The organism is Pseudomonas sp. FSL W5-0203 (genome assembly GCF_001896155.1).
GTDB classification, from domain to species: Bacteria; Pseudomonadota; Gammaproteobacteria; order Pseudomonadales; family Pseudomonadaceae; genus Aquipseudomonas; species Aquipseudomonas paracarnis.
This window is the reverse complement of sequence record NZ_MPOR01000026.1, coordinates 62,042-81,795: the sequence shown is the minus strand read 5'-3', so window position 1 is coordinate 81,795 and position 19,754 is coordinate 62,042. Positions and strand designations below refer to the sequence as shown.

Annotated in this window: 19 protein-coding genes; 7 read left to right on the top strand and 12 right to left on the bottom strand. The window is 61.7% G+C overall.

The genetic code is table 11. The features are described 5' to 3' along the window. Both BOP96_RS20850 and BOP96_RS20845 read right to left on the bottom strand, forming a co-directional pair. Positions 1-665, bottom strand: a 665-nt coding sequence (locus BOP96_RS20850; protein WP_073453883.1) for a TPM domain-containing protein, incomplete at its 3' end; no start/stop codon positions are given. An 18-nt stretch (positions 666-683) separates the two neighbouring features. Next, on the bottom strand, positions 684-1,295 hold the full coding sequence (locus BOP96_RS20845; protein WP_014717327.1) for a LemA family protein: 612 nt from the start codon (positions 1,293-1,295) through the stop codon (positions 684-686). A gap of 240 nt (positions 1,296-1,535) precedes the next feature. Here BOP96_RS20845 and bglX point away from each other — a divergent pair, with 240 nt between their 5' ends. Beyond that, on the top strand, positions 1,536-3,827 hold the full coding sequence (gene bglX / locus BOP96_RS20840; RefSeq protein ID WP_073453881.1) for a beta-glucosidase BglX: 2,292 nt from the start codon (positions 1,536-1,538) through the stop codon (positions 3,825-3,827). A 145-nt stretch (positions 3,828-3,972) separates the two neighbouring features. Here bglX and BOP96_RS20835 read toward each other — a convergent pair whose 3' ends face one another. The 8 genes from BOP96_RS20835 to BOP96_RS20800 form a co-directional block, all read right to left on the bottom strand. Continuing rightward, positions 3,973-5,130 (bottom strand): phospholipase D-like domain-containing protein, encoded by a 1,158-nt coding sequence (locus BOP96_RS20835; RefSeq protein WP_038449389.1) that lies wholly within the window; start codon positions 5,128-5,130, stop codon positions 3,973-3,975. Between the two features lies 1 nt (position 5,131). Further along, positions 5,132-5,713, bottom strand: a complete 582-nt coding sequence (locus BOP96_RS20830) for a YceI family protein (protein ID WP_003189365.1) — start codon at positions 5,711-5,713, stop codon at positions 5,132-5,134. A gap of 172 nt (positions 5,714-5,885) precedes the next feature. Continuing rightward, positions 5,886-6,644, bottom strand: a complete 759-nt coding sequence (locus BOP96_RS20825; protein WP_014717323.1) for a helix-turn-helix domain-containing protein — start codon at positions 6,642-6,644, stop codon at positions 5,886-5,888. Between the two features lie 64 nt (positions 6,645-6,708). Continuing rightward, positions 6,709-8,151 carry an amidase gene (locus tag BOP96_RS20820; protein ID WP_073453879.1) on the bottom strand — a complete coding sequence of 481 codons (1,443 nt, stop codon included), beginning with the start codon at positions 8,149-8,151 and terminating at the stop codon, positions 6,709-6,711. Then, positions 8,148-9,458, bottom strand: coding sequence for a citrate-proton symporter (locus BOP96_RS20815; protein ID WP_014717321.1), 1,311 nt, complete (start codon positions 9,456-9,458; stop codon positions 8,148-8,150). The genes BOP96_RS20820 and BOP96_RS20815 overlap by 4 nt, the downstream gene beginning before the upstream one ends. A gap of 58 nt (positions 9,459-9,516) precedes the next feature. Beyond that, the gene (locus BOP96_RS20810; RefSeq protein WP_073453878.1) at positions 9,517-10,692 is read right to left on the bottom strand and encodes a M20 aminoacylase family protein; all 1,176 of its coding nucleotides are present in this window, start codon (positions 10,690-10,692) and stop codon (positions 9,517-9,519) included. A gap of 258 nt (positions 10,693-10,950) precedes the next feature. Continuing rightward, complete coding sequence (locus BOP96_RS20805; RefSeq protein ID WP_014717319.1) at positions 10,951-11,265, bottom strand: hypothetical protein; 315 nt, start codon at positions 11,263-11,265, stop codon at positions 10,951-10,953. After that, on the bottom strand, positions 11,262-12,335 hold the full coding sequence (locus BOP96_RS20800; protein ID WP_073453876.1) for a serine hydrolase domain-containing protein: 1,074 nt from the start codon (positions 12,333-12,335) through the stop codon (positions 11,262-11,264). The genes BOP96_RS20805 and BOP96_RS20800 overlap by 4 nt, the downstream gene beginning before the upstream one ends. Before the next feature lie 184 nt (positions 12,336-12,519). On the opposite strand from BOP96_RS20800, the gene olsB reads away from it, so the two are divergent. Continuing rightward, on the top strand, positions 12,520-13,275 hold the full coding sequence (gene olsB, locus BOP96_RS20795) for an L-ornithine N(alpha)-acyltransferase (protein ID WP_019817819.1): 756 nt from the start codon (positions 12,520-12,522) through the stop codon (positions 13,273-13,275). After that, the gene (locus BOP96_RS20790; RefSeq protein WP_014717317.1) at positions 13,275-14,066 is read left to right on the top strand and encodes a lysophospholipid acyltransferase family protein; all 792 of its coding nucleotides are present in this window, start codon (positions 13,275-13,277) and stop codon (positions 14,064-14,066) included. Before olsB ends, BOP96_RS20790 begins: the two co-directional genes overlap by 1 nt. Positions 14,067-14,124: 58 nt before the next feature. Here BOP96_RS20790 and BOP96_RS20785 read toward each other — a convergent pair whose 3' ends face one another. Then, complete coding sequence (locus BOP96_RS20785; protein WP_073453874.1) at positions 14,125-14,703, bottom strand: acyl carrier protein phosphodiesterase; 579 nt, start codon at positions 14,701-14,703, stop codon at positions 14,125-14,127. A 155-nt stretch (positions 14,704-14,858) separates the two neighbouring features. On the opposite strand from BOP96_RS20785, the gene BOP96_RS20780 reads away from it, so the two are divergent. From BOP96_RS20780 to BOP96_RS20770, 3 genes are read left to right on the top strand one after another with little or no spacing between them, the layout of a single operon-like run. Then, positions 14,859-15,170, top strand: a complete 312-nt coding sequence (locus BOP96_RS20780) for an ArsR/SmtB family transcription factor (protein WP_003189349.1) — start codon at positions 14,859-14,861, stop codon at positions 15,168-15,170. Between the two features lie 17 nt (positions 15,171-15,187). Continuing rightward, complete coding sequence (locus BOP96_RS20775; protein WP_014717315.1) at positions 15,188-16,354, top strand: MFS transporter; 1,167 nt, start codon at positions 15,188-15,190, stop codon at positions 16,352-16,354. Positions 16,355-16,382: 28 nt separating this feature from the next. Next, complete coding sequence (locus BOP96_RS20770; protein WP_038449371.1) at positions 16,383-17,438, top strand: alkene reductase; 1,056 nt, start codon at positions 16,383-16,385, stop codon at positions 17,436-17,438. A 266-nt stretch (positions 17,439-17,704) separates the two neighbouring features. Here the strand turns inward: BOP96_RS20770 and BOP96_RS20765 are convergent, their stop codons facing one another. Beyond that, a complete protein-coding gene (locus tag BOP96_RS20765) occupies positions 17,705-18,337 on the bottom strand; it encodes a TetR family transcriptional regulator (RefSeq protein WP_020300997.1) in 633 nt (210 codons plus the stop codon). Between the two features lie 265 nt (positions 18,338-18,602). Between BOP96_RS20765 and BOP96_RS20760 the strand changes: the two genes are divergently transcribed. Further along, positions 18,603-19,751, top strand: coding sequence for an efflux RND transporter periplasmic adaptor subunit (locus BOP96_RS20760; protein ID WP_034125974.1), 1,149 nt, complete (start codon positions 18,603-18,605; stop codon positions 19,749-19,751). The last annotated feature ends 3 nt before the right edge of the window (positions 19,752-19,754 follow it).

The window sequence follows — 19,754 nt, the reverse complement described above, 5'->3', positions numbered from 1 at the left end:
CCGCCGCCCCCACCACCGCCGCGCCCGCTGCTGTTGAGAATCGCCAGCAGGATAGCGCCCACCGGCAAGTCCATGCGATTGCACAGCCACAGCACGCCGATCAGCAGAATAAACAGGCCGATGGAAAACCCGGGATTATCCATGGCGAAGTTCGCATCCGCCACATGAGCCGGCACCGCCAAGGGCTCACCGCCCACCACCTGGATCATCGCGGCCACGCCGTCGCTGATGCCCTGGCTGAAATTGCCGGCCTTGAACTTGGGCAGGATCACCTGGTTGATGATCACCCAGGATTGCGCATCCGTCAGCACGCCTTCCAGGCCATAGCCGACTTCGATGCGCAATTGGCGGTCATCACGGGAGACGATCAACAGCGCGCCGTTGTCCTTGCCCTTCTGGCCAATGCCCCACTGGCGGCCCAGTTGATAACCGTAATCCTCAATAGGCACGCCTTGCAGGTCGGGCACGGTGACCACCACCAGCTGGTCGCCCGAGGTCTGCTCCAGCGCCTGCAATTGCTGGGTCAGTTGCTCGCGCACCGCCGGGTCGATCATCTGCGCGCTGTCCACCACCCGCCCGGTCAGCGCCGGGAAGCTCAGTGCCGCCTGGGCCACGCCCACGCAGGCCAACAGCCACAGCGCCAGGCCTATCCGTAATAAACGCATCGACACCTCAGTGCAGCCTTATTTGAACTTCACTTGCGGCGCTTTATCGGCATCGGCGCTGGTGGCTTCAAACGTGGCGCGGATCGGCAAATCGCTGTACATCACGCTGTGCCACAGGCGGCCCGGGAAAGTACGGATCTCGGTGTTGTAAGCCTGTACGGCCTGGATAAAGTCACGGCGAGACACAGCGATACGGTTCTCGGTGCCTTCAAGTTGCGATTGCAAGGCCAGGAAGTTCTGGTTGGCCTTCAGGTCCGGGTAACGCTCGGACACCACCATCAAACGGCTGAGTGCGCCGCTCAGGCCATCCTGGGCTTGCTGGAACTGCTTGAGCTTCTCGGGGTTGTCCAGGGTGCTGGCATCCACCTGGATCGAGGTGGCCTTGGCCCGCGCTTCAATCACCGCGGTGAGGGTTTCCTGTTCGTGGGCGGCATACGCCTTCACCGTTTCCACCAGGTTGGGGATCAGGTCGGCACGGCGTTGATACTGGTTCTGCACCTGGCCCCAGGCGGCCTTGGCCTGTTCGTCCAGGGTCGGGATGTTGTTGATGCCGCAACCGCTCAGCACGCTGCTGATCAGTAACAGCGCCGCAGCCTTGAAGCCCCAGCGATAAGTGTGTGCTGCTTGCATGGTGTTTCTCCTGCCCGATCTGATGGAATGTGACGACTAACCCTATAAACCACGCGCTTGGGGCATAATCCGCCACCACTGGAATGCTTCGAGCCAATCAGCTACAAAGATGCCCAGCGCGAAAAAGAGTTCAGAGTGTGCTGCATTTATCTGAACAACACCCGAACAACAATAGACGTTCCCCACATTTTGGCCGACGGCATTCCTCGAATGCTGCGCAATAGCCGAAAAAGGATATTCATGAAAAAGCTGTGTTTGCTCGGCCTTGTTGCCACTCTGGCCACTCACCCCGTCTGGGCAGAAACAAAGCCTGCTGCGCTTAATGACAAGGACGCCTTCGTCAGCGACCTGCTCAAGCAAATGACCCTGGATGAGAAGATCGGCCAATTGCGCCTGATCAGTATCGGCCCGGAAATGCCCCGCGAGCTGATCCGCAAGGAAATCGCCGCCGGCCGCATCGGTGGCACGTTCAACTCCATCACCCGCCCGGAAAACCGTCCGATGCAGGACGCGGCCATGCGCAGCCGCTTGAAGATCCCGATGTTCTTCGCCTATGACGTGATCCACGGCCACCGCACCATTTTCCCGATCAGCCTGGCCCTGGCCTCCAGTTGGGACATGGACGCCATTGGCCGCTCCGGGCGCATCGCCGCCCAGGAAGCCGCCGCCGACAGCCTCGACATCACGTTTGCGCCGATGGTCGATATCTCCCGCGACCCGCGCTGGGGCCGCACTTCCGAAGGTTTCGGTGAAGACACCTACCTGGTGTCACGCATTGCCGAAGTCATGGTCAAGGCGTTCCAGGGCACCAGCCCCGCAAATGCCGACAGCCTCATGGCCAGCGTCAAGCACTTTGCCCTCTATGGCGCGGTGGAAGGCGGGCGCGACTACAACGTGGTCGACATGAGCCCGGTCAAGATGTACCAGGACTACCTGCCGCCCTACCACGCAGCGATCAAGGCTGGCTCCGGCGGCGTGATGGTGGCGCTCAACTCGATCAACGGCGTGCCCGCCACGGCCAACACCTGGCTGATGAACGACCTGCTGCGCAAGGACTGGGGCTTCAAGGGCCTGACCGTCAGCGACCACGGCGCGATCTTCGAGCTGATCAAGCACGGCGTGGCCAAGGACGGGCGTGAAGCCGCCAAGCTGGCGATCAAGGCCGGCATCGACATGAGCATGAACGACTCGCTGTACGGCAAGGAATTGCCGGGGCTGCTCAAGTCCGGCGAGATCCAGCAGAGCGACATCGACAACGCCGTGCGCGAAGTGCTCGGTGCCAAGTACGACATGGGCCTGTTCAAGGACCCATACCTGCGCATCGGCAAGGCCGAGGATGACCCGGTCGACACCTACGCCGACAGCCGCCTGCACCGCGCCGAGGCCCGCGACATTGCGCGCCGCAGCCTGGTGTTGCTCAAGAACCACAACGACACCCTGCCGCTGAAAAAATCCGCGACCATTGCCCTGGTCGGCCCGCTGGCCAAGGCACCCATCGACATGATGGGCAGTTGGGCTGCTGCCGGCCGGCCTGCGCAGTCGGTCACCCTGCTCGACGGCATGAACGCCGTGATCGGCGAAAAAGGCAAAGTGATCTATGCCCGTGGCGCCAACATCACCAGCGACAAAGCGGTGCTCGACTACCTCAACTTCCTCAACTTCGATGCCCCGGAAGTGGTGGATGACCCGCGCCCTGCCCAGGTGCTGATTGATGAAGCGGTGAAGGCGGCGAACGACGCCGACGTCATCGTTGCGGCGGTGGGCGAGTCCCGTGGCATGTCCCACGAATCGTCGAGCCGTACCGACCTGAACATCCCGCAAAGCCAGCGCGACTTGATCAAGGCCCTCAAAGCCACCGGCAAACCGCTGGTGCTGGTGTTGATGAACGGCCGTCCGCTGTCGATTCTTGAAGAGAACCAACAGGCCGATGCGATCCTGGAAACCTGGTTCTCCGGCACCGAAGGCGGTAACGCCATTGCCGATGTACTGTTCGGCGACTACAACCCATCGGGCAAGCTGCCGATCACCTTCCCTCGCTCCGTTGGGCAGATTCCGACCTACTACAACCACCTGACCATCGGCCGGCCATTCACCCCAGGCAAGCCGGGCAACTACACCTCGCAGTACTTCGATGACACCACCGGCCCCCTGTTTCCGTTTGGCTATGGCCTGAGCTACACCACGTTCAGCCTGTCGGACATGGCACTGTCGTCCACCACCCTGAACAAGACCGGCAAGCTCGACGCCAGCGTCACCGTGAAGAACACAGGCAAGGTAGACGGCGAAACCGTTGTGCAGTTGTATATCCAGGACGTGGCCGGCTCGATGATCCGCCCGATCAAGGAGCTGAAGAACTTCCAGAAGGTCATGCTCAAGGCCGGCGAAGCACGCACGCTGCACTTCACCATCACCGAGGACGACCTGAAGTTCTATAACACCCAGCTCAAGTACGCAGCCGAACCGGGTGAGTTCAATGTACAGATCGGGTTGGATTCCCAGGATGTGCAGCAGCAAACCTTCGAACTGCTCTGATCTGAAGCTGTCAACACGGTCGCTGTGGGAGCTGGCTTTTGTGGGAGCTGGCTTGCCTGCGATACAGGCACCTCGGTTTGTCAGGTGTACCGAGGTGATGCTATCGCAGGCAAGCCAGCTCCCACAGTTGATTGAGTTGGCCCGACTAGCCGCGCCGATCCAGCAGGTTGACCACCAACCGATCAATCCAGCCCCACACCCGCTGCTTTACCCGCCGCCACAATGGCCGCGCCTTCCATGCCTCCAGACTCACCGCCTGGCTCTGGGCAAAGTCCGCTTCGAAACTGCCCACCACCGCCGCCGTCAATCCCGGGTCCAGCGCTTCAAGATTGGCTTCCAGGTTAAAGCGCAAATTCCAGTGGTCGAAATTGCACGAGCCAATGCTCACCCAATCGTCCACCAGCACCATCTTCAGGTGCAGGAAGCACGGCTGGTATTCGAAGATCTGCACCCCTGAACGCAGCAGACGCGGGTAATAACGGTGCCCGGCGTAACGCACCGACGGGTGATCGGTGCGCGGGCCGGTGAGCAACAGACGCACATCCACACCACGCCCAGCCGCCCGGCGCAAGGCACGGCGCACGCTCCAGGTGGGCAGGAAGTATGGGGTCGCCAGCCAGATACGCGATTTGCTGCTGTTCAAGGCGCGAATCAACGATTGCAGAATGTCACGGTGCTGACGCGCATCGGCATACGCCACGCGACCCAGCCCCGGCCCGGTGGCGGGCACCTTGGGTAAGCGGGGCAAACCAAAATGGGTCGCCGGTTTCCATTCACGGCGCGCGGCGTTAGCGTGCCATTGCCGGTCGAACAGGGCCTGCCAGTCCAGCACCAGCGGGCCGCTGATCTGCACCATCACTTCATGCCAGTCGGCGCTGTCTTGCCCCGGCGTCCAGAACTCGTCGGTGACACCGGTGCCGCCGACCACCGCAATGCGCTGGTCGATCAGCAGCAGCTTGCGATGGTCGCGATACAGGTTGCGCATCCAGCGCCGCCAATTCAGGCGGTTGTAAAAGCGCAGCGTCACGCCTGCGTCGGTCAAGCGCTTGCGCAGCCCAAGGGTAAACGCGAGGCTGCCGTAATCGTCGAACAGGCAACGCACCTGCACGCCGCGTTCAGCGGCCAGCACCAGTGCCTGCACCATGGCCTCGGCGCAGGCCCCGGCTTCGACCAGGTACAACTCAAGGTCAACCTGCTGCTCAGCCCGGGCGATGCCCACCAGCATCTGCGGGAAGAAATTCGGCCCGTCGATCAGCAATTCGAACTGATTGGCGCTGCGCCACGGGAACACCGCGCCGCTCATGTCAGCGCGCCGTGAAGATCAGCACCGCACCCACCGGCACCGACAAACTGATCGACTTGAGCCCCGCCGCCTTGCGCAAGGTAGCCACACCGGGCGCCAGGTCGAAATCTTCGGCATGCAGCACCACGGGCTCCAGGGTTACCACCTGGAAACGCCGCTCATCCAGGCGCGTGGCCAGCAGTTCGGCGCTGTAGGTCTGGGTCTTGCCGTGCAGCGTGACGCTCAAGGGCAGGCGCAATTCCAACTGCGCGCCGGATGCCAGGTCATTGATGGGCTGCAGATTGATTTGCGCGCTGATCTGCGCTTCGGGGAAGGTCTTGATCTCGAACAGCTCTTTACGCATGCGCTCGTCGCGCAGCGGGATGCCGCTGTTGATTGAGTCCAGCTCCACTTCCAGCCGAGCCGCACCTTTGGCGTCGACCTTGCCATGCAATACCAGGAAGCGCTGGACTTCAGCCACTTCGGTGTTTTTAGTGGTGACGAAGGACAGGCGTGAGGATTCGTTATCCAGGTACCAGTCGGCGTGGGCGGGCACGGCAGCACAGGTCAGCAGCGCGAAGACCAGAGGTTTGACATTGAACATAAAGACTCATGGGGCAAAAAACCTGGGCGAACCTTAAGCGCAATCTCACAACCGGCGCAAATTCAAATGTGGGAGCTGGCTTGCCTGCGATGGCGGTGTATCAGTCAACCATTTCTCGCCTGGCACACCGCCATCGCAGGCAAGCCAGCTCCCACAGGGTTTTGCGGTGTTTTTAATCCAGCGTTCGCTGCACTTCGCACACCGCCTGTTCAAGGCTGCCCATATGCAAATTCAACACCCGCTCCACCGGCGCCTGATGCATTGGCCAATGCAGCGCCATGCTCCCCACCAGGCGGCCATTGGCGCGCACCGGCAGCGCCACCGCCCGGATCAGGAACGGCAAACGCACAGGATATTCCCAATAGCCCTCGGTACGCTGGCCAAAGCCCTGGTGCTGGGTTTGCTCGCATGCGCGATAGTGCTCGTCTGCCGCCACATGATTACGGCCTGCCAGGCGATGTACTTCTTCGGCCGGCAATTGCGTCAAGCAGGCTTTGCCCATCGCGGAATGGAACAGGCTGGCATACTGGCCGACGATCTGGCAGTTGTTCGGGTACAGCTTGCGTAACACGCTGGGAATTGCACTCTCCATGACCTCCAGGCGCTCACCATCGAAGCACGACAAGTCCACCACCAGCCCGGTGCGCTCGCTGAGCTCCAATAACCAGGGGGCGGCGCTCTCCACCACCTGACGCTTGAAGCGTTGCTGGGTATCGCCGAACAAGCGCCGGGCACGCAGGCGGTAACGTCGATCACTCAGGCCCCGATAGACCCAACCCTGTTCCTGCAAGGTTAGCAACATGCGCGACACCGTGGCCTTGGGCAGGCGCGTGAGGTAGTGCAACTCTTCCAGCCCCAGGGCCTGGTGCTCGCCCAGCAACTCGACAATTGCCAGTGCGCGTTCAACCGAGCGTACGGTGCCTGTCTCCATGTTCGATCTCCCTGTTGCCGGTGGATGATCTTTTTTCACAGCAAGATACAGGCCCGGTCAGCGCTCAACGGGTCGTTGCAAGGCACGCCGGTGGCCGGCATTGTACCCATTGGGTCAGTTGTTCATGGGCGTAGGCCAATTGCAGCACGGCCCTGTCGGCCTGGGCCGGGCCAATGATTTGCAGGCCCATGGGCAAGCCCTGGGGGTTGAAGCCCACCGGAATGCTCATGCTCGGCAAACCGGCGAGGGTCGGGCCGATCACCACCTCCATCCAACGGTGATAAGTGTCCATTTCACGCCCGCCGACGAGGCGTGGCCAAGGCTGTTGTGCATCGAAAGGGAACACCTGGGCGGTGGGCAACAGCAGGAAATCGTAACGTTCGAACAGCTTGCCCAAGGCGCGGTACCACTCACTGCGGTCCACCGACGCCTGGTAAACCTGCTGAGCACTCAAGCCCTGGCCGCCCTCCACTTCCCATTGCGCTTCGGGTTTGAGCAGTGCGCGTTTTTGCGGGTTGGCATAGGCCGCGCCGAGGTTGCCGTGCACCAGCCAATGGCGGTGTACCAACCAGCAGCGCCACAGGCGCGCCATGGAAAATTCCGGTTGGCAGCTGTGCACTTCACAGCCCAACCTGGCGAAATCATCCAGCGCCGCTTCGCACAGGCTCATCACGCCATCATCCATCGGCAGATAACCGTTGTAGTCCCCCAGCCAACCGAGGCGTGCGCCGTTGAAGTCGCGTTGCAACGGCTGGCCCAGCACCGCCGGATCGGCCTGGGATGACAGCGGCGTGCGGGGGTCGTAACCGGCCTGGATGCTCAGCAACCGCGCCACATCCGTCACGCTGCGCCCCATCGGGCCTTCGGTGCCCAGTTGCTGCACGAACAACTCCGGCATCGGCCCGTGGGGCACCCGCCCTTGGGAGGGGCGCAAGCCGAACACGTTGTTGAACGCCGCCGGGTTGCGCAGCGAGCCCATCATGTCGCTGCCGTCGGCCACCGGCAGCATGCGTAGCGCCAGGGCCACCGCCGCTCCGCCACTGCTGCCGCCGGCCGCCAGGCGCGGGTCATAGGCGTTGCCGGTGGTACCGAACAGCGTGTTGTAGGTGTGGGAACCCAGGCCGAACTCCGGCACGTTGGTCTTGCCGATGATGATCGCGCCACTGGCCCGCACCCGCGCCACGCTGATGGCGTCCTCGCCCGGCACATGCTCGGCGAACAGCGGTGAGCCCAGGGTGGTGCGCAAGCCCCGGGTGGCCGCCAGGTCCTTGATGGCCTGGGGCATGCCATGCATCCAGCCACGGGAGTGGCCCTGGTCCAACTCACGATCGCAGGCCCTCGCCTCGGCCAGCACGGCCTCGCTGTCGCGCAACGACACCAGCGCATTCACGCCAGGGTTAAAGCGCTGAATCTGTGCCAGGTACGCCTGCATCACCTCTTCGCACGACACCTGCCGCCCATGAATGGCCCGCGACAGTTCAGTGGCATCCCAATCAACAATACTCAAGGCTTCACCTCTCTGGAAAACGGCAGCGGCTTGCTCGCACGGGGTGCCTCGCGCATGCAGTAAGTGCCCAGCAGCGTCAGCACGCACGCAAACAATACATAGAACGAGGGCGCCACCGGCGTGCCCAGTACCTTGCTCAGCCAGGTCACGATCAACGGCGCGAAACCACCGAACACCATCACCGCCACGTTATAGGCCACCGACACACCGGTCGAGCGCACCTCGATAGGGAACTGCTCGGCCAATGCCGTCGGCGCTGGCCCGAAGAACCCGCCAATCGCCGTGCACAACATCACCTGCATCACCAGCAGGCGCTCGATAGACGGCGCGGCGGCCACCCACACATACAACGGGTAGACCATCACGAAGAACGCCAAGGTGAAGGCCATCAACACCGGCCGCCGTCCCCATCGATCCGAGAGCAGGCCGGACAACGGAATCACCACAGTCATCAGCGCTACCGCAAACATCTGCACCATCAGCACCTGGTCCAGCGGCAGGCCAAGGTTCTTGTGAGCGAAGGTCGGCATGTTCACCAGCACCACATAAAACGACACCGTCGCGCCGCAGGCCAGCCCCATCGACACCAGAATACTGCGCCGATGCTCACGCAGCACTTGCATGAGGCTCGGCGCCGGGCCAGTGGCTTGCTTGCGCGCTTCGATGAACTCTTCCGGGTCTTCCATGTGCCGACGAATCCACAACCCCACCGGGCCGATCAGCAAGCCCAGCACAAACGGCAGGCGCCAGCCCCACAAGTCGAGGGTTTCGGGCGAAAAGAAATGCGTGACCAGCGCCACCATCGCTGCCCCACCGAACACCGCCAGGCATTGCCCCACCAGTTGCCAGGAGCCATACAATCCCTTGCGATGGGCCGGTGCACTTTCCACCAGAAATGCCGTGGCACTCGCGTACTCACCGCCGGTAGCAAACCCCTGCAGCATCCGCGCCACCACAATCAGCAACGGCGCGCCCATGCCGATGGCAGCATAGTTCGGCGCGAAGGCGATCAGCGCGATGGACACGGTCATCAACCGGATAATCAACTGCATCGCCGCCTTGCGGCCTTTGCGGTCGGCGTAGATGCCCAAGAGGATGCCGCCCACCGGGCGCATGAAAAAGCCCACGCCGAAGGTGGCCAGCGCCATCAGCAGCGAGGCGTATTCGTCCTCCGAGGGGAAGAACTGCCGGGCGATGATGCTGGCTAGAAAGCCGTAGACGATAAAGTCATACCACTCCAACGCGTTACCGATCACGGCCGCCACCACTTGGCGAGTGCGCGAAACACCAGGTTTTGCAGTCTGCATGAAGAGCACTCCATTCAACCGATCAGGGAAAGGGTCCAGCGGCAGAAAAAAGAGGTCGTCAGGCCGGCTTGAGCCAGCTCTCGGCCAGCGCGCCCCAGTAGGCTGCGCCGGTCAGCAGGATGTCGTCGTTGAAGTCATAGGCGGGGTTGTGCACCATCGGCCGCGACACGCCGTTGCCGATAAACAGATAACTGCCTGGGCAGCGTTGCAGCATCCAGGCGAAGTCTTCGCTGCCCATCAGCGTGCGGGTGTTGCCGTCCACGGCGTCGGCACCGAGCAAGGCCACGCCGACCTGACGGGCGAATTCGGTTTCTTCGGCGTGGTTGACCAGCACCGGGTAGGCCGGGCGGTGTTCGATCTGCACCGTGCAGCCGAAGCTCGCGGCCTGGGTCTGGATGATCGCGTTGACCCGTTCCAGCATTTGTTCACGCACCTTGGGGTTGAGTGCGCGCAGGCTCAGGCGCAATAACGCTTGCTGGGGAATCACGTTGGCCGCCTGGCCGGCCTGCAAGGCGCCGACGGTGACCACGGCGGCTTCCTGGGTATCGATATTGCGCGCCACCACCGTTTGCAGAGCCATGACCATGCTGGCTGCCGCCACCAGTGGATCGATAGTGAGGTGTGGCATGGAGCCGTGGCCACCGACACCTTCGAGGGTCACGGTAAGCAAATCCTGGGACGCCATCATCGGGCCAACTCTCAAGCCCAGATGCCCCGCCGGCAAACCCGGCATATTGTGCATGCCGAACAACCCGTCGCAAGGAAAGCGCTCCAGCAAACCGTCCGCCAACATCGCCTCGGCACCGCCCTGGCCTTCTTCGGCGGGTTGGAAAATCAGGTTCAAAGTGCCGTCCAATTGCCGCGTCGCCGCCAAGTAACGCGCGGCACCGAGCAACATGGTGGTGTGGCCGTCATGGCCGCAGGCGTGCATGCAGCCGGCATGCTGGCTGGTATAGACCGCGCCGGTATTTTCGATGATGGGCAAGGCGTCCATGTCGGCGCGAATCCCCAACGTGCGCGAGCTGCTGCCGTTACGCAGCACGCCGACCACACCGGTCTTGCCGATGCCGGTATGCACCTCATACCCCCACTCCCGCAATGACTGCGCGACCAGTGCTGAGGTACGGTTCTCTTCAAAGCCAAGCTCAGGATGAGCGTGGATATCGTGACGCACAGCGTGCAAGTCGCTGGCAACGTCACTGAGCCAATCCAGGATGTGCTGGTGCGGGCGCATGGTGATTCTCCTCACAGGCGGGTGGTCCCGTTCTTGTTGGCGACACATCGACAGCTAAGCGCGATGTGCGCGTGAGGACAATCAAAGGTGGTTCCACTCTGTGGAACCTCAGGGCCGGTTCTTTTTCCGAGAACCCACGCAGATAATCTAAATGTGGGAGCTGGCTTGCCTGCGATGACGGCGGCACAGGCACCCGTGATGTTGACTGACCTGGCGCTATCGCAGGCAAGCCAGCTCCCACAGGGGAATTTGGGTGTGTCAGGGGTTGAGGCGGCAGCCTTGACGGTCGCCCAACCACCGCGCCGTCTGCGTACGCCCTAAACCGCTTGCCGTGACTTCACTGCGTTCCGGCGAGTCAGTGAACGCACTGGTTGGCACGTACTGCTTCACATACCCCAGGCAATACTGCGCAGGGTTGTTGGCCACATACCGGCACGAGCAATACTCCTTGGCGGTGTACGCCGCGATGATGTCAGGGAAGGCTTGCAGGTTGACGCGCTCGTGCCAAACCCAGCCCAAGAGTGCGATAAACAACACCAGTAAAACGCTGATGAACGGATGACGACGCATCATGAGCGCACCGCCGCCAGCACTCGTTTGAGCAGTTCGTTATGCCGGTAACTACCATCCCGATCATCGCCGTAACGCACGATCACCAGATGTTCATCGGGCAGCACAAACAGCGCCTGGCCCCAGTGCCCCAGCGCGGCGAAGGCGGTGGCCGGTGCGTCGGGCCAAGGTCGGGGGGCGCCGGTGTTGAGCCACCAATGGCCGCCCGGCACGGCTTCATCCTGGCCGGCTTTGTAGCGATCGAAGGGCCGGCGGTTGAAGGCGACCCAGTCCTTGGGCAGCAGTTGTCGCTCGCCCCAGCGCCCATCCCGCGCCATCAGTAGCCCTACTCGTGCCAGATCGCGGGCTGTGAGATAGGCATAGGACGACGCGACAAACGTTTCATCCGCATCGGTTTCCCAGGTTGCGTCGCGAATGCCCAGGGGCTGGAACAGCGCGTCCCATGGGTAGTTCATGTAAGCCTTGTGGCCGAGCATGCCCTTGAGCGCGGCGGACAAGAGGTTACTGTCGCCGCTGGAATAGCGGAAAACCTGGCCGGGGGCGGCGGCGGCTTCGGTATCCGCCGTGAATTGCGCCATGTCGGTGTGGCCACGGGTGTAGAGCATCGCCACCACCGAAGACTTCAGCGGGGCGTATTCGTAGTCTTCCTGCCAATCCAACCCGGAGGCCCAGTGCAGCAAGTCGGCCATGGTTACCTTAGGGTGCTGCTTCATCGGCGGGTAGAAACGTGCGACAGGGTCGCTGAGTTTGAAGCGGCCTTGCCCATAGGCCACGCCCAGCACGGTAGCCATCAGGCTTTTGCTGACGGACCAGGTCAGGTGCGGTGTGCTGGCAGTGGTGGGTGCGGCGTAGCGTTCATAGATGATTTCGCCATCCCGAATGACCAGCAACGCGTCGGTGCGAATACCGTTGCGGGTGGCATCGTCACGGGGTGGGAAAGCGTAGGCGTTCAGGGCATCGACAGCGGGACCAGTGAGGGCTGTGCCCACGGCCCACTCCTTTTCAGGCCAGATTTCAGCGCGAGCATTCACGGCGACAAACAATAGGGCAACGCACAACAGGCCTCGGACCATGGACGCAAACTCAAGGGGGCATTCAAGCCCGCGAGCCTAGCTCACGCCAGTGACAGATTTGCGACAAGGGGGCTGTCATCCAACCGTCACCGTAACTTCATGGAGCTGACACCGAGGCTACATAGCCTGACTTTGGACAACAAAGTCGACTGGCCGCAACCTGGCCGGCACCCGGAGACTCGCTATGACTCAGATCGCCCGCATCAGCGACAAAGGCAATGAACGCCGTCTGCAAGCCGAACGCCTGGTAGGCGCACAGGCATTGCAGGAAGCCCAGGCCCTGCGGTTCAACGTGTTCAGCGGCGAGTTCAACGCCAAGCTGAAAGGCGCGGAACTGGGTCTGGACATGGATGACTATGATGTTCACTGCAGCCATATCGGCGTGCGGGATTTGAACAGCGGTCGACTCGTCGCCACCACCCGTCTGCTCGATCACCAGGCCGCCAACACCCTGGGCCGGTTCTACAGCGAAGAAGAATTCAGCCTGCATGGCCTGCTGCACTTGCAGGGCCCGATTCTGGAGATTGGCCGCACCTGCGTCGACCCGGCCTATCGCAATGGCGGCACCATCGCGGTGTTGTGGGGCGAGTTGGCCGAGGTACTCAACCAGGGTGGCTACAGCTACCTGATGGGCTGCGCAAGCATCCCGATGCACGATGGCGGCATCCAGGCCCACGCGATCATGCAGCGATTGCGCGAGCGCTACCTGTGCAACGAACACCTGCGCGCCGAACCGAAAAAACCGCTGCCGGCCCTGGACTTGCCGTCCAACGTCATCGCCGAAATGCCGCCGCTGCTCAAGGCCTACATGCGCCTGGGCGCGAAGATCTGCGGCGAGCCGTGCTGGGATGAAGACTTCCAGGTAGCCGACGTGTTTATCCTGCTCAAGCGCGACGAGTTGTGCCCGCGTTACGCGCGCCACTTCAAGGCGGCCATGTGATGAACCGCCTGCGCATTTACGGGCGCATCGCCCGCGTGCTGTTGGTGGTGGGGCTGGGGTTGAGCATGGCCAGTGTGTTCGGCCTGTTCGAGCGCCTGGGGGTGGCTAACTCGATGGTGCGGCGCCAGCGTTGGTCGCGCTTCTTCATGGCACGGCTGACCAACGCCCTGCCCTTTCGCGTGACGGTGCATGGCGAGTTGCCGCAAACGCCGATGCTGTGGGTGAGCAATCATGTGTCCTGGACGGATATCCCGTTGCTGGGCATGGTGGCGCCGATGTCGTTTTTGTCCAAGGCCGAAGTACGTACCTGGCCGGTGGCGGGCTGGCTGGCGGCCAAGGCTGGCAGCCTGTTTATTCGTCGCGGTTCAGGTGACAGCCAACTGATTCGCAAGCAGATGACCCGTCATCTGGAACAACAGCACCCCTTGCTGATGTTCCCCGAAGGCACCACCACCGACGGTCGCGGCCTGCGCACGTTCCACGGGCGCTTGCTGGCCAGCGCGATCGATGCGGATGTGTCGCTGCAGCCGGTGGCGATTCGGTATCTGCGCGACGGCCAGGTCGACCCGCTGGCGCCCTTTATTGGCGATGATGATTTGCTCTCGCACCTGATGCGCTTGTTTTCCAATGACCAGGGCGATGTAGAGATTCATGTGCTCAAGCCGATTGCCTGCACTGGGCAGGAACGTGCGGCGTTGGCGTATCAGGCGCAGCAAGCGGTGCAGAAGGCGTTGTTTGGGCCAGTGCCGGAAGCAGAGCAAGTGGCTGCTCGACCTGCATTCGCAGCCTGAAGCAATGTGAACACAATTCAAATGTGGGAGCCGGCAAGCCAGCTCCCACATTCAGCTCTCATGTAGTCAGTTGAGATTGTGCAAATTTCTGCAACTCTGGGTAGAACAGTCGAAAGTCCTCACTCAGGGGCTCATACAAAACCCGCAACTCCTGCATCGCATATCCTAACTCCTCAGGCTGCGTCAGCCGCCGCGAAATCCCGCGCAGCACCTGGTCCATCACCGCAAACTCGCGGTACGAGCCCAACCAATCATCCGCTGCCATATACGGCGCAATCTGCGCCAGCCGCCCCGGTAACGCGGGTCCAGCCGCCAACACCTGATACACCTGGGACGTGAAACGCTCCAGAGGCTGGTCGGCATACAGCGCCCAATCCCGCGCCAGGCAATGGTCAAAAAACACATCGAGGACGATCCCGGCATATCGCCTGCGGGTCAGACTGAAGCGCGACAAGGCCTCGCCCACCAGCGGATGGCTATCGGTAAAGCGGTCGATGGAACGATGCAACTGGATCGCCGCTTCGATTTGCGGGCTGAACTGGCCCTGCAGGCGGCCTTTGACGAAGTCACCATAAAGGCTACCCAGCAATTGCGCAGGAAGTTGGCCGCCCAGGTGCAGATGTGCGAGATAATTCATGCCGCGCAGTCTACCACTGCCACCAACATATCGTTATAACCCGATATACCGATTCGACCTGGCCTCAGATCAAAATCATATTGGCATATCGGGATATTACGATTTAAAGTTCGCCTTATCGCGATATAACGCTTTACGACACCGAGCACCCTGCCATGTCCATCGACCTCGACGAAATAATAAAAGCCCTGGCGCACCCAGTACGACGAGACATCCTCACCTGGCTCAAAGACCCGAAAGTGCAGTTCCCCGAGCAATTGCACAACCACGAATACGGCATCTGCGCCGGGCAGATCGACCAGCGCTGCGGCTTGTCCCAGTCGACGGTGTCGGCCCACCTGGCCACCTTGCAACGTGCGGGTCTGATCAGCAGCCAGAAGGCTGGACAGTGGCACTTTTTCAAGCGCAATGAGGAAGTCATCCAAGCCTTTCTGACTGCGCTCATTACCGAACTCAGCGCACCGTAATCACCAAGGACACGTACATGCCCCTCTCGCTACTCATACTGGCCCTGAGCGCCTTCGCCATCGGCACCACCGAGTTCGTCATCATGGGCTTGCTGCCCGATGTGGCGGCAGACCTGGGTGTGTCAATTCCCGGCGCCGGCTGGCTGGTCACCGGTTACGCCTTGGGCGTGGCCATCGGCGCACCGTTCATGGCACTGGCCACCGCCAGGCTGCCACGCAAGGCGGCGCTGGTAGCGTTGATGGGTATTTTCATTATCGGCAACCTGCTCTGCGCCCTGGCAAGCGACTACAACGTGCTGATGTTTGCCCGTGTGGTCACCGCGTTGTGCCACGGAGCCTTCTTCGGAATTGGTTCGGTGGTGGCGGCCAACCTGGTGCCGGCCAACAAACGTGCGTCGGCGGTGGCGCTGATGTTCACCGGGTTGACCCTGGCCAACGTGCTGGGCGTGCCCCTGGGTACGGCGCTGGGCCAGGAAGCCGGCTGGCGCTCGACCTTCTGGGCCGTGACCGTGATTGGCGTGATCGCCTTGATCGGCCTTATTCGCTTCCTGCCCGCCAAGCGTGACGAAGAAAAACTCGACATGCGTGCCGAACTGGCCGCCCTCAAGGGCGCCGGTATCTGGTTGTCACTGAGCATGACTGCGCTGTTTGCCGCGTCCATGTTTACCCTCTTTACCTACGTCGCGCCGCTGCTGGGCGATGTCACTGGCGTGTCGCCCAAAGGCGTGACCTGGACGCTGCTGCTGATCGGCCTGGGCCTCACCGTGGGCAACATCATCGGCGGCAAACTGGCGGACAAGCGCCTGGCGGCCACCTTGATCGGCGTGTTCATCAGCATGGCGGTGGTTTGCACGGTGCTGAGCTGGACCAGCGTTGCGGTGATACCGACTGAAATCACCCTGTTCCTGTGGGCCACCGCTTCGTTCGCCGCCGTGCCGGCGCTGCAAATCAACGTGGTGACCTTCGGCAAGGCCGCGCCGAACCTGGTGTCCACCCTGAACATCGGGGCCTTCAACATTGGCAACGCCCTCGGCGCCTGGGTCGGTGGCAGCGTGATTGCCCACGGTTTCGGCCTGACCCGCGTGCCACTGGCCGCCGCGGCGCTGGCCATCCTCGCGCTGCTGGTGACCCTGATCACTTTCCGTCAGGGCGCCAATGCCGACCTGGCCCCCGCGACCCACTGATCAACTTGAAAGAGAAGGTGTTTTTCCCATGACGACTATTTTCGATCCGATCACACTGGGCGACCTGCAACTGTCGAACCGCATCATCATGGCGCCGCTGACCCGCTGCCGCGCGGATGCCGGCCGCGTACCCAACGCACTGATGGCCGAGTACTACGTGCAACGCGCATCCGCCGGGCTGATCCTCAGCGAAGCCACTTCCGTGACGCCCATGGGCGTGGGCTACCCGGACACCCCCGGCATCTGGTCCAACGATCAGGTGCGCGGCTGGGCCAACATCACCAAGGCCGTGCATGGCGCGGGCGGCAAGATCTTCTTGCAGTTGTGGCATGTGGGCCGCATCTCCCACGCGTCCTACCTGAACGGCGAAACCCCGGTGGCTCCGAGTGCGGTTCAGGCTAAAGGCCACGTCAGCCTGGTTCGCCCATTGGCCGACTACCCGACCCCGCGCGCCCTGGAAACCGCTGAAATCGCCGACATCGTCGACGCTTACCGCACCGGCGCCGAGAACGCCAAGGCCGCAGGCTTCGACGGCGTGGAAATCCACGGCGCCAACGGCTACCTGCTCGACCAGTTCCTGCAAAGCAGCACCAACCAGCGCACCGACCAGTACGGCGGCTCTTTGGAAAACCGTGCGCGCCTGTTGCTGGAAGTCACCGACGCCGCCATCGAAGTCTGGGGCGCCGGCCGCGTGGGCGTGCACCTGGCACCGCGTGCTGACGCGCATGACATGGGCGACGACAACCTCGCCGAGACCTTCACCTACGTCGCCAGCGAACTGGGCAAGCGCGGTATCGCCTTTATCTGCTCCCGTGAAAAAGAAGGCGCAGACAGCCTTGGCCCGCAGCTGAAAAAAGCCTTCGGCGGCGCGTACATCGCCAACGAACGTTTCACCAAAGACAGCGCCAATGCCTGGCTGGCGGCGGGCAAGGCGGATGCAGTGGCCTTCGGTATTCCTTTCATCGCCAACCCGGACCTGCCGGCGCGACTGAAGGCTGATGCGCCGTTGAACGAGCCGCATCCGGAGACCTTCTATGGCAAAGGCCCGGTAGGTTACATCGACTACCCGACGCTGCCGATCTAACGTCATCCGCAAATACTGTAGGAGCGAGCTTGCTCGCTCCTACAGTATCAGAGGCAAGTCCCCCTCCTACATTTGTGCCTGTCTGTAGCCCCCTGGAAACATCGCTTCACAGAACGGCAACAATATCGCTACAAAATACTTAGCCGGCTACCTATCAACCGCTCGCCAGGCCGTATATAAAGTCACCCCACAAATCAGGCAGAAGGACGATTGACTGTCTTTAGGCTTTACTGTTGACACAACGGGTTGCAATTACGCATTTTGTTTCAATTGCGCAGGCTGGGGCTCAGGCGCAGCATGTCCAGCCCTATATCCGCCCAGCGCTCGGCGTCCTGATGCAATTGGAAACTGTCAGGCACCAGCAGCCACTGGCCGATCAACCCGTGGATAAACGCATGAATACACACGGCCCCACGGGTGGTATCCAGCGTGGCTGGAAGTTGCCCGCGATGGACCGCGTTACGCAACGTCAAGCCGATGCGCAGGTTGCACTCAAGGGTGTGGGTCTGGCGTTGGCGGCGCATGTCGCACATTTCATCGGTGAACTCGCACTTATGAAACAGAATCTCGTTGATGCGCCGGGTTTTCGGGTCCAGGGCCACTTCATGGTAGAGATGAATCAGCAGCTTGCGCATACAGCCGAGCGGGTCGGCTTCATCCTCGCTTTCACTCGCCCGGGCCAGTTCGTCCAGCGGTTCGTGCAGCGTGTCGAGCAGGGCCTGGAGCAAATCGGACTTATTGCTGAAATGCCAATAGATAGCCCCGCGCGTCACCCCTGCCAGCGCGGCGATGTCCGCCAGGGTGGTGCGCGCCACGCCACGCTCATAAAAGGCTTGCTCGGCGGCTTGGAGAATCTGGCTGCGCGTTTCCTGAGCTTCCTCTTTGGTGCGACGAACCATGGCAGTAAAACCTCAATCAGGACACTGTGGATGGTACTTGACCATCATCTGAATAATTGTGGGACGACGCCGTCATGGGCGCCGAACGTACTAGAATCGAGGCTTGCAGCGGTGCTTTGTCAGCATTGCGCGAAGCCTGTCAAGAGTTTACAAACAACCATGAACGTAAGTATATTGCGTAGCAAGCTACTTATCCACTCACGGCTTGTTTTTTACCCTTCCACACTTCTTGTGCGCACTTTGCGCGCCTGACCCGAGGATCTTCATGCAACTTAAGCCAGCTGTTACCGCTCTGGTCACTGCCGTCGCCCTGGCATCGCTGCTCAGCGGATGTAAAAAGGAAGAAGCGGCACCGCCCGCTCAAACCCCTCAGGTCGGCGTGGTCACCATTCAACCGCAAGCCTATACCCTGACCACCGAGCTGCCAGGCCGCACCACGGCCTTCCGCATTGCGGAAGTTCGGCCGCAGGTCAACGGCATCATTCTCAAGCGCCTGTTCAAGGAAGGCGCCGACGTGAAGGAAGGGCAACAGCTCTACCAGATCGACCCGTCGGTGTATGAAGCCACGCTCAAAAGCGCACAGGCGAGCCTGACCCAGACCAAGTCCATCACCGATCGCTACAAGCAACTGGTCGATGAACAAGCCGTCAGCCGTCAGGAATACGACACTGCCGTCGCCAACCGCATGACTGCTGAGGCAAACGTTCAAACCGCCCAGATCAACGTGCGCTACACCAAGGTGTACGCGCCGATCTCCGGGCGTATTGGCCGTTCTTCGGTCACCGAAGGCGCACTGGTCAGCAATGGCCAGGCCGACGCCATGGCGGTGATCCAGCAACTGGACCCGATCTACGTCGACGTCACGCAATCTTCGGCTGAAATGCTCAAGCTGCGTCGCGATCTGGCCAGTGGCCAACTGGAAAAAGCCGGCGACAACGCTGCCAAGGTCAAGCTGACCCTGGAAGACGGCACGGCCTACGCCCAGGACGGCAAGCTGGAGTTCTCCGAAGTGTCGGTCGACCAGACCACCGGTTCCGTGACGCTGCGTGCCGTGTTCCCCAACCCTGACCACGTGCTGCTGCCGGGCATGTTCGTACACGCCCAGTTGCTGGCCGGTGTGAACAGCAAGGCCATCCTGGCTCCGCAACAAGGCGTGACCCGTGACCTGCGCGGCATTCCGACGGCGCTGATCGTGAACAAGGACAACAAGGTCGAGCAACGTGAACTGGTTGCCAACCGTACCGCCGGTGCCTACTGGCTGGTGGAAAAAGGCCTCAATGCCGGTGATCGCGTCATCACCGAAGGCTTGCAGTACGTCAAGCCAGGCGCCGAGGTGAAGGTCACGGAAGCCTCCAACGCTAAACCCGCCGGTACTGCCGCAGCGCCTGCTGCCGCTGCTGGTCAAGGGGAGTAATCC

Excerpts from the sequence above, each read along its gene's own strand:
- BOP96_RS20780 (WP_003189349.1), top strand. The coding sequence starts at position 14,859 with ATGTCCATCGACCTCGACGAAATAATAAAAGCCCTGGCGCACCCAGTA.
- BOP96_RS20810 (WP_073453878.1), bottom strand. The coding sequence starts at position 10,692 with ATGCGCCCGCACCAGCACATCCTGGATTGGCTCAGTGACGTTGCCAGC.
- BOP96_RS20785 (WP_073453874.1), bottom strand. The coding sequence starts at position 14,703 with ATGAATTATCTCGCACATCTGCACCTGGGCGGCCAACTTCCTGCGCAA.
- BOP96_RS20825 (WP_014717323.1), bottom strand. The coding sequence starts at position 6,644 with ATGGAGACAGGCACCGTACGCTCGGTTGAACGCGCACTGGCAATTGTC.
- BOP96_RS20805 (WP_014717319.1), bottom strand. The coding sequence starts at position 11,265 with ATGATGCGTCGTCATCCGTTCATCAGCGTTTTACTGGTGTTGTTTATC.
- olsB (WP_019817819.1), top strand. The coding sequence starts at position 12,520 with ATGACTCAGATCGCCCGCATCAGCGACAAAGGCAATGAACGCCGTCTG.
- BOP96_RS20845 (WP_014717327.1), bottom strand. The coding sequence starts at position 1,295 with ATGCAAGCAGCACACACTTATCGCTGGGGCTTCAAGGCTGCGGCGCTG.
- BOP96_RS20765 (WP_020300997.1), bottom strand. The coding sequence starts at position 18,337 with ATGGTTCGTCGCACCAAAGAGGAAGCTCAGGAAACGCGCAGCCAGATT.
- BOP96_RS20835 (WP_038449389.1), bottom strand. The coding sequence starts at position 5,130 with ATGAGCGGCGCGGTGTTCCCGTGGCGCAGCGCCAATCAGTTCGAATTG.
- bglX (WP_073453881.1), top strand. The coding sequence starts at position 1,536 with ATGAAAAAGCTGTGTTTGCTCGGCCTTGTTGCCACTCTGGCCACTCAC.
- BOP96_RS20800 (WP_073453876.1), bottom strand. The coding sequence starts at position 12,335 with ATGGTCCGAGGCCTGTTGTGCGTTGCCCTATTGTTTGTCGCCGTGAAT.
- BOP96_RS20790 (WP_014717317.1), top strand. The coding sequence starts at position 13,275 with ATGAACCGCCTGCGCATTTACGGGCGCATCGCCCGCGTGCTGTTGGTG.
- BOP96_RS20770 (WP_038449371.1), top strand. The coding sequence starts at position 16,383 with ATGACGACTATTTTCGATCCGATCACACTGGGCGACCTGCAACTGTCG.
- BOP96_RS20775 (WP_014717315.1), top strand. The coding sequence starts at position 15,188 with ATGCCCCTCTCGCTACTCATACTGGCCCTGAGCGCCTTCGCCATCGGC.
- BOP96_RS20760 (WP_034125974.1), top strand. The coding sequence starts at position 18,603 with ATGCAACTTAAGCCAGCTGTTACCGCTCTGGTCACTGCCGTCGCCCTG.
- BOP96_RS20815 (WP_014717321.1), bottom strand. The coding sequence starts at position 9,458 with ATGCAGACTGCAAAACCTGGTGTTTCGCGCACTCGCCAAGTGGTGGCG.
- BOP96_RS20830 (WP_003189365.1), bottom strand. The coding sequence starts at position 5,713 with ATGTTCAATGTCAAACCTCTGGTCTTCGCGCTGCTGACCTGTGCTGCC.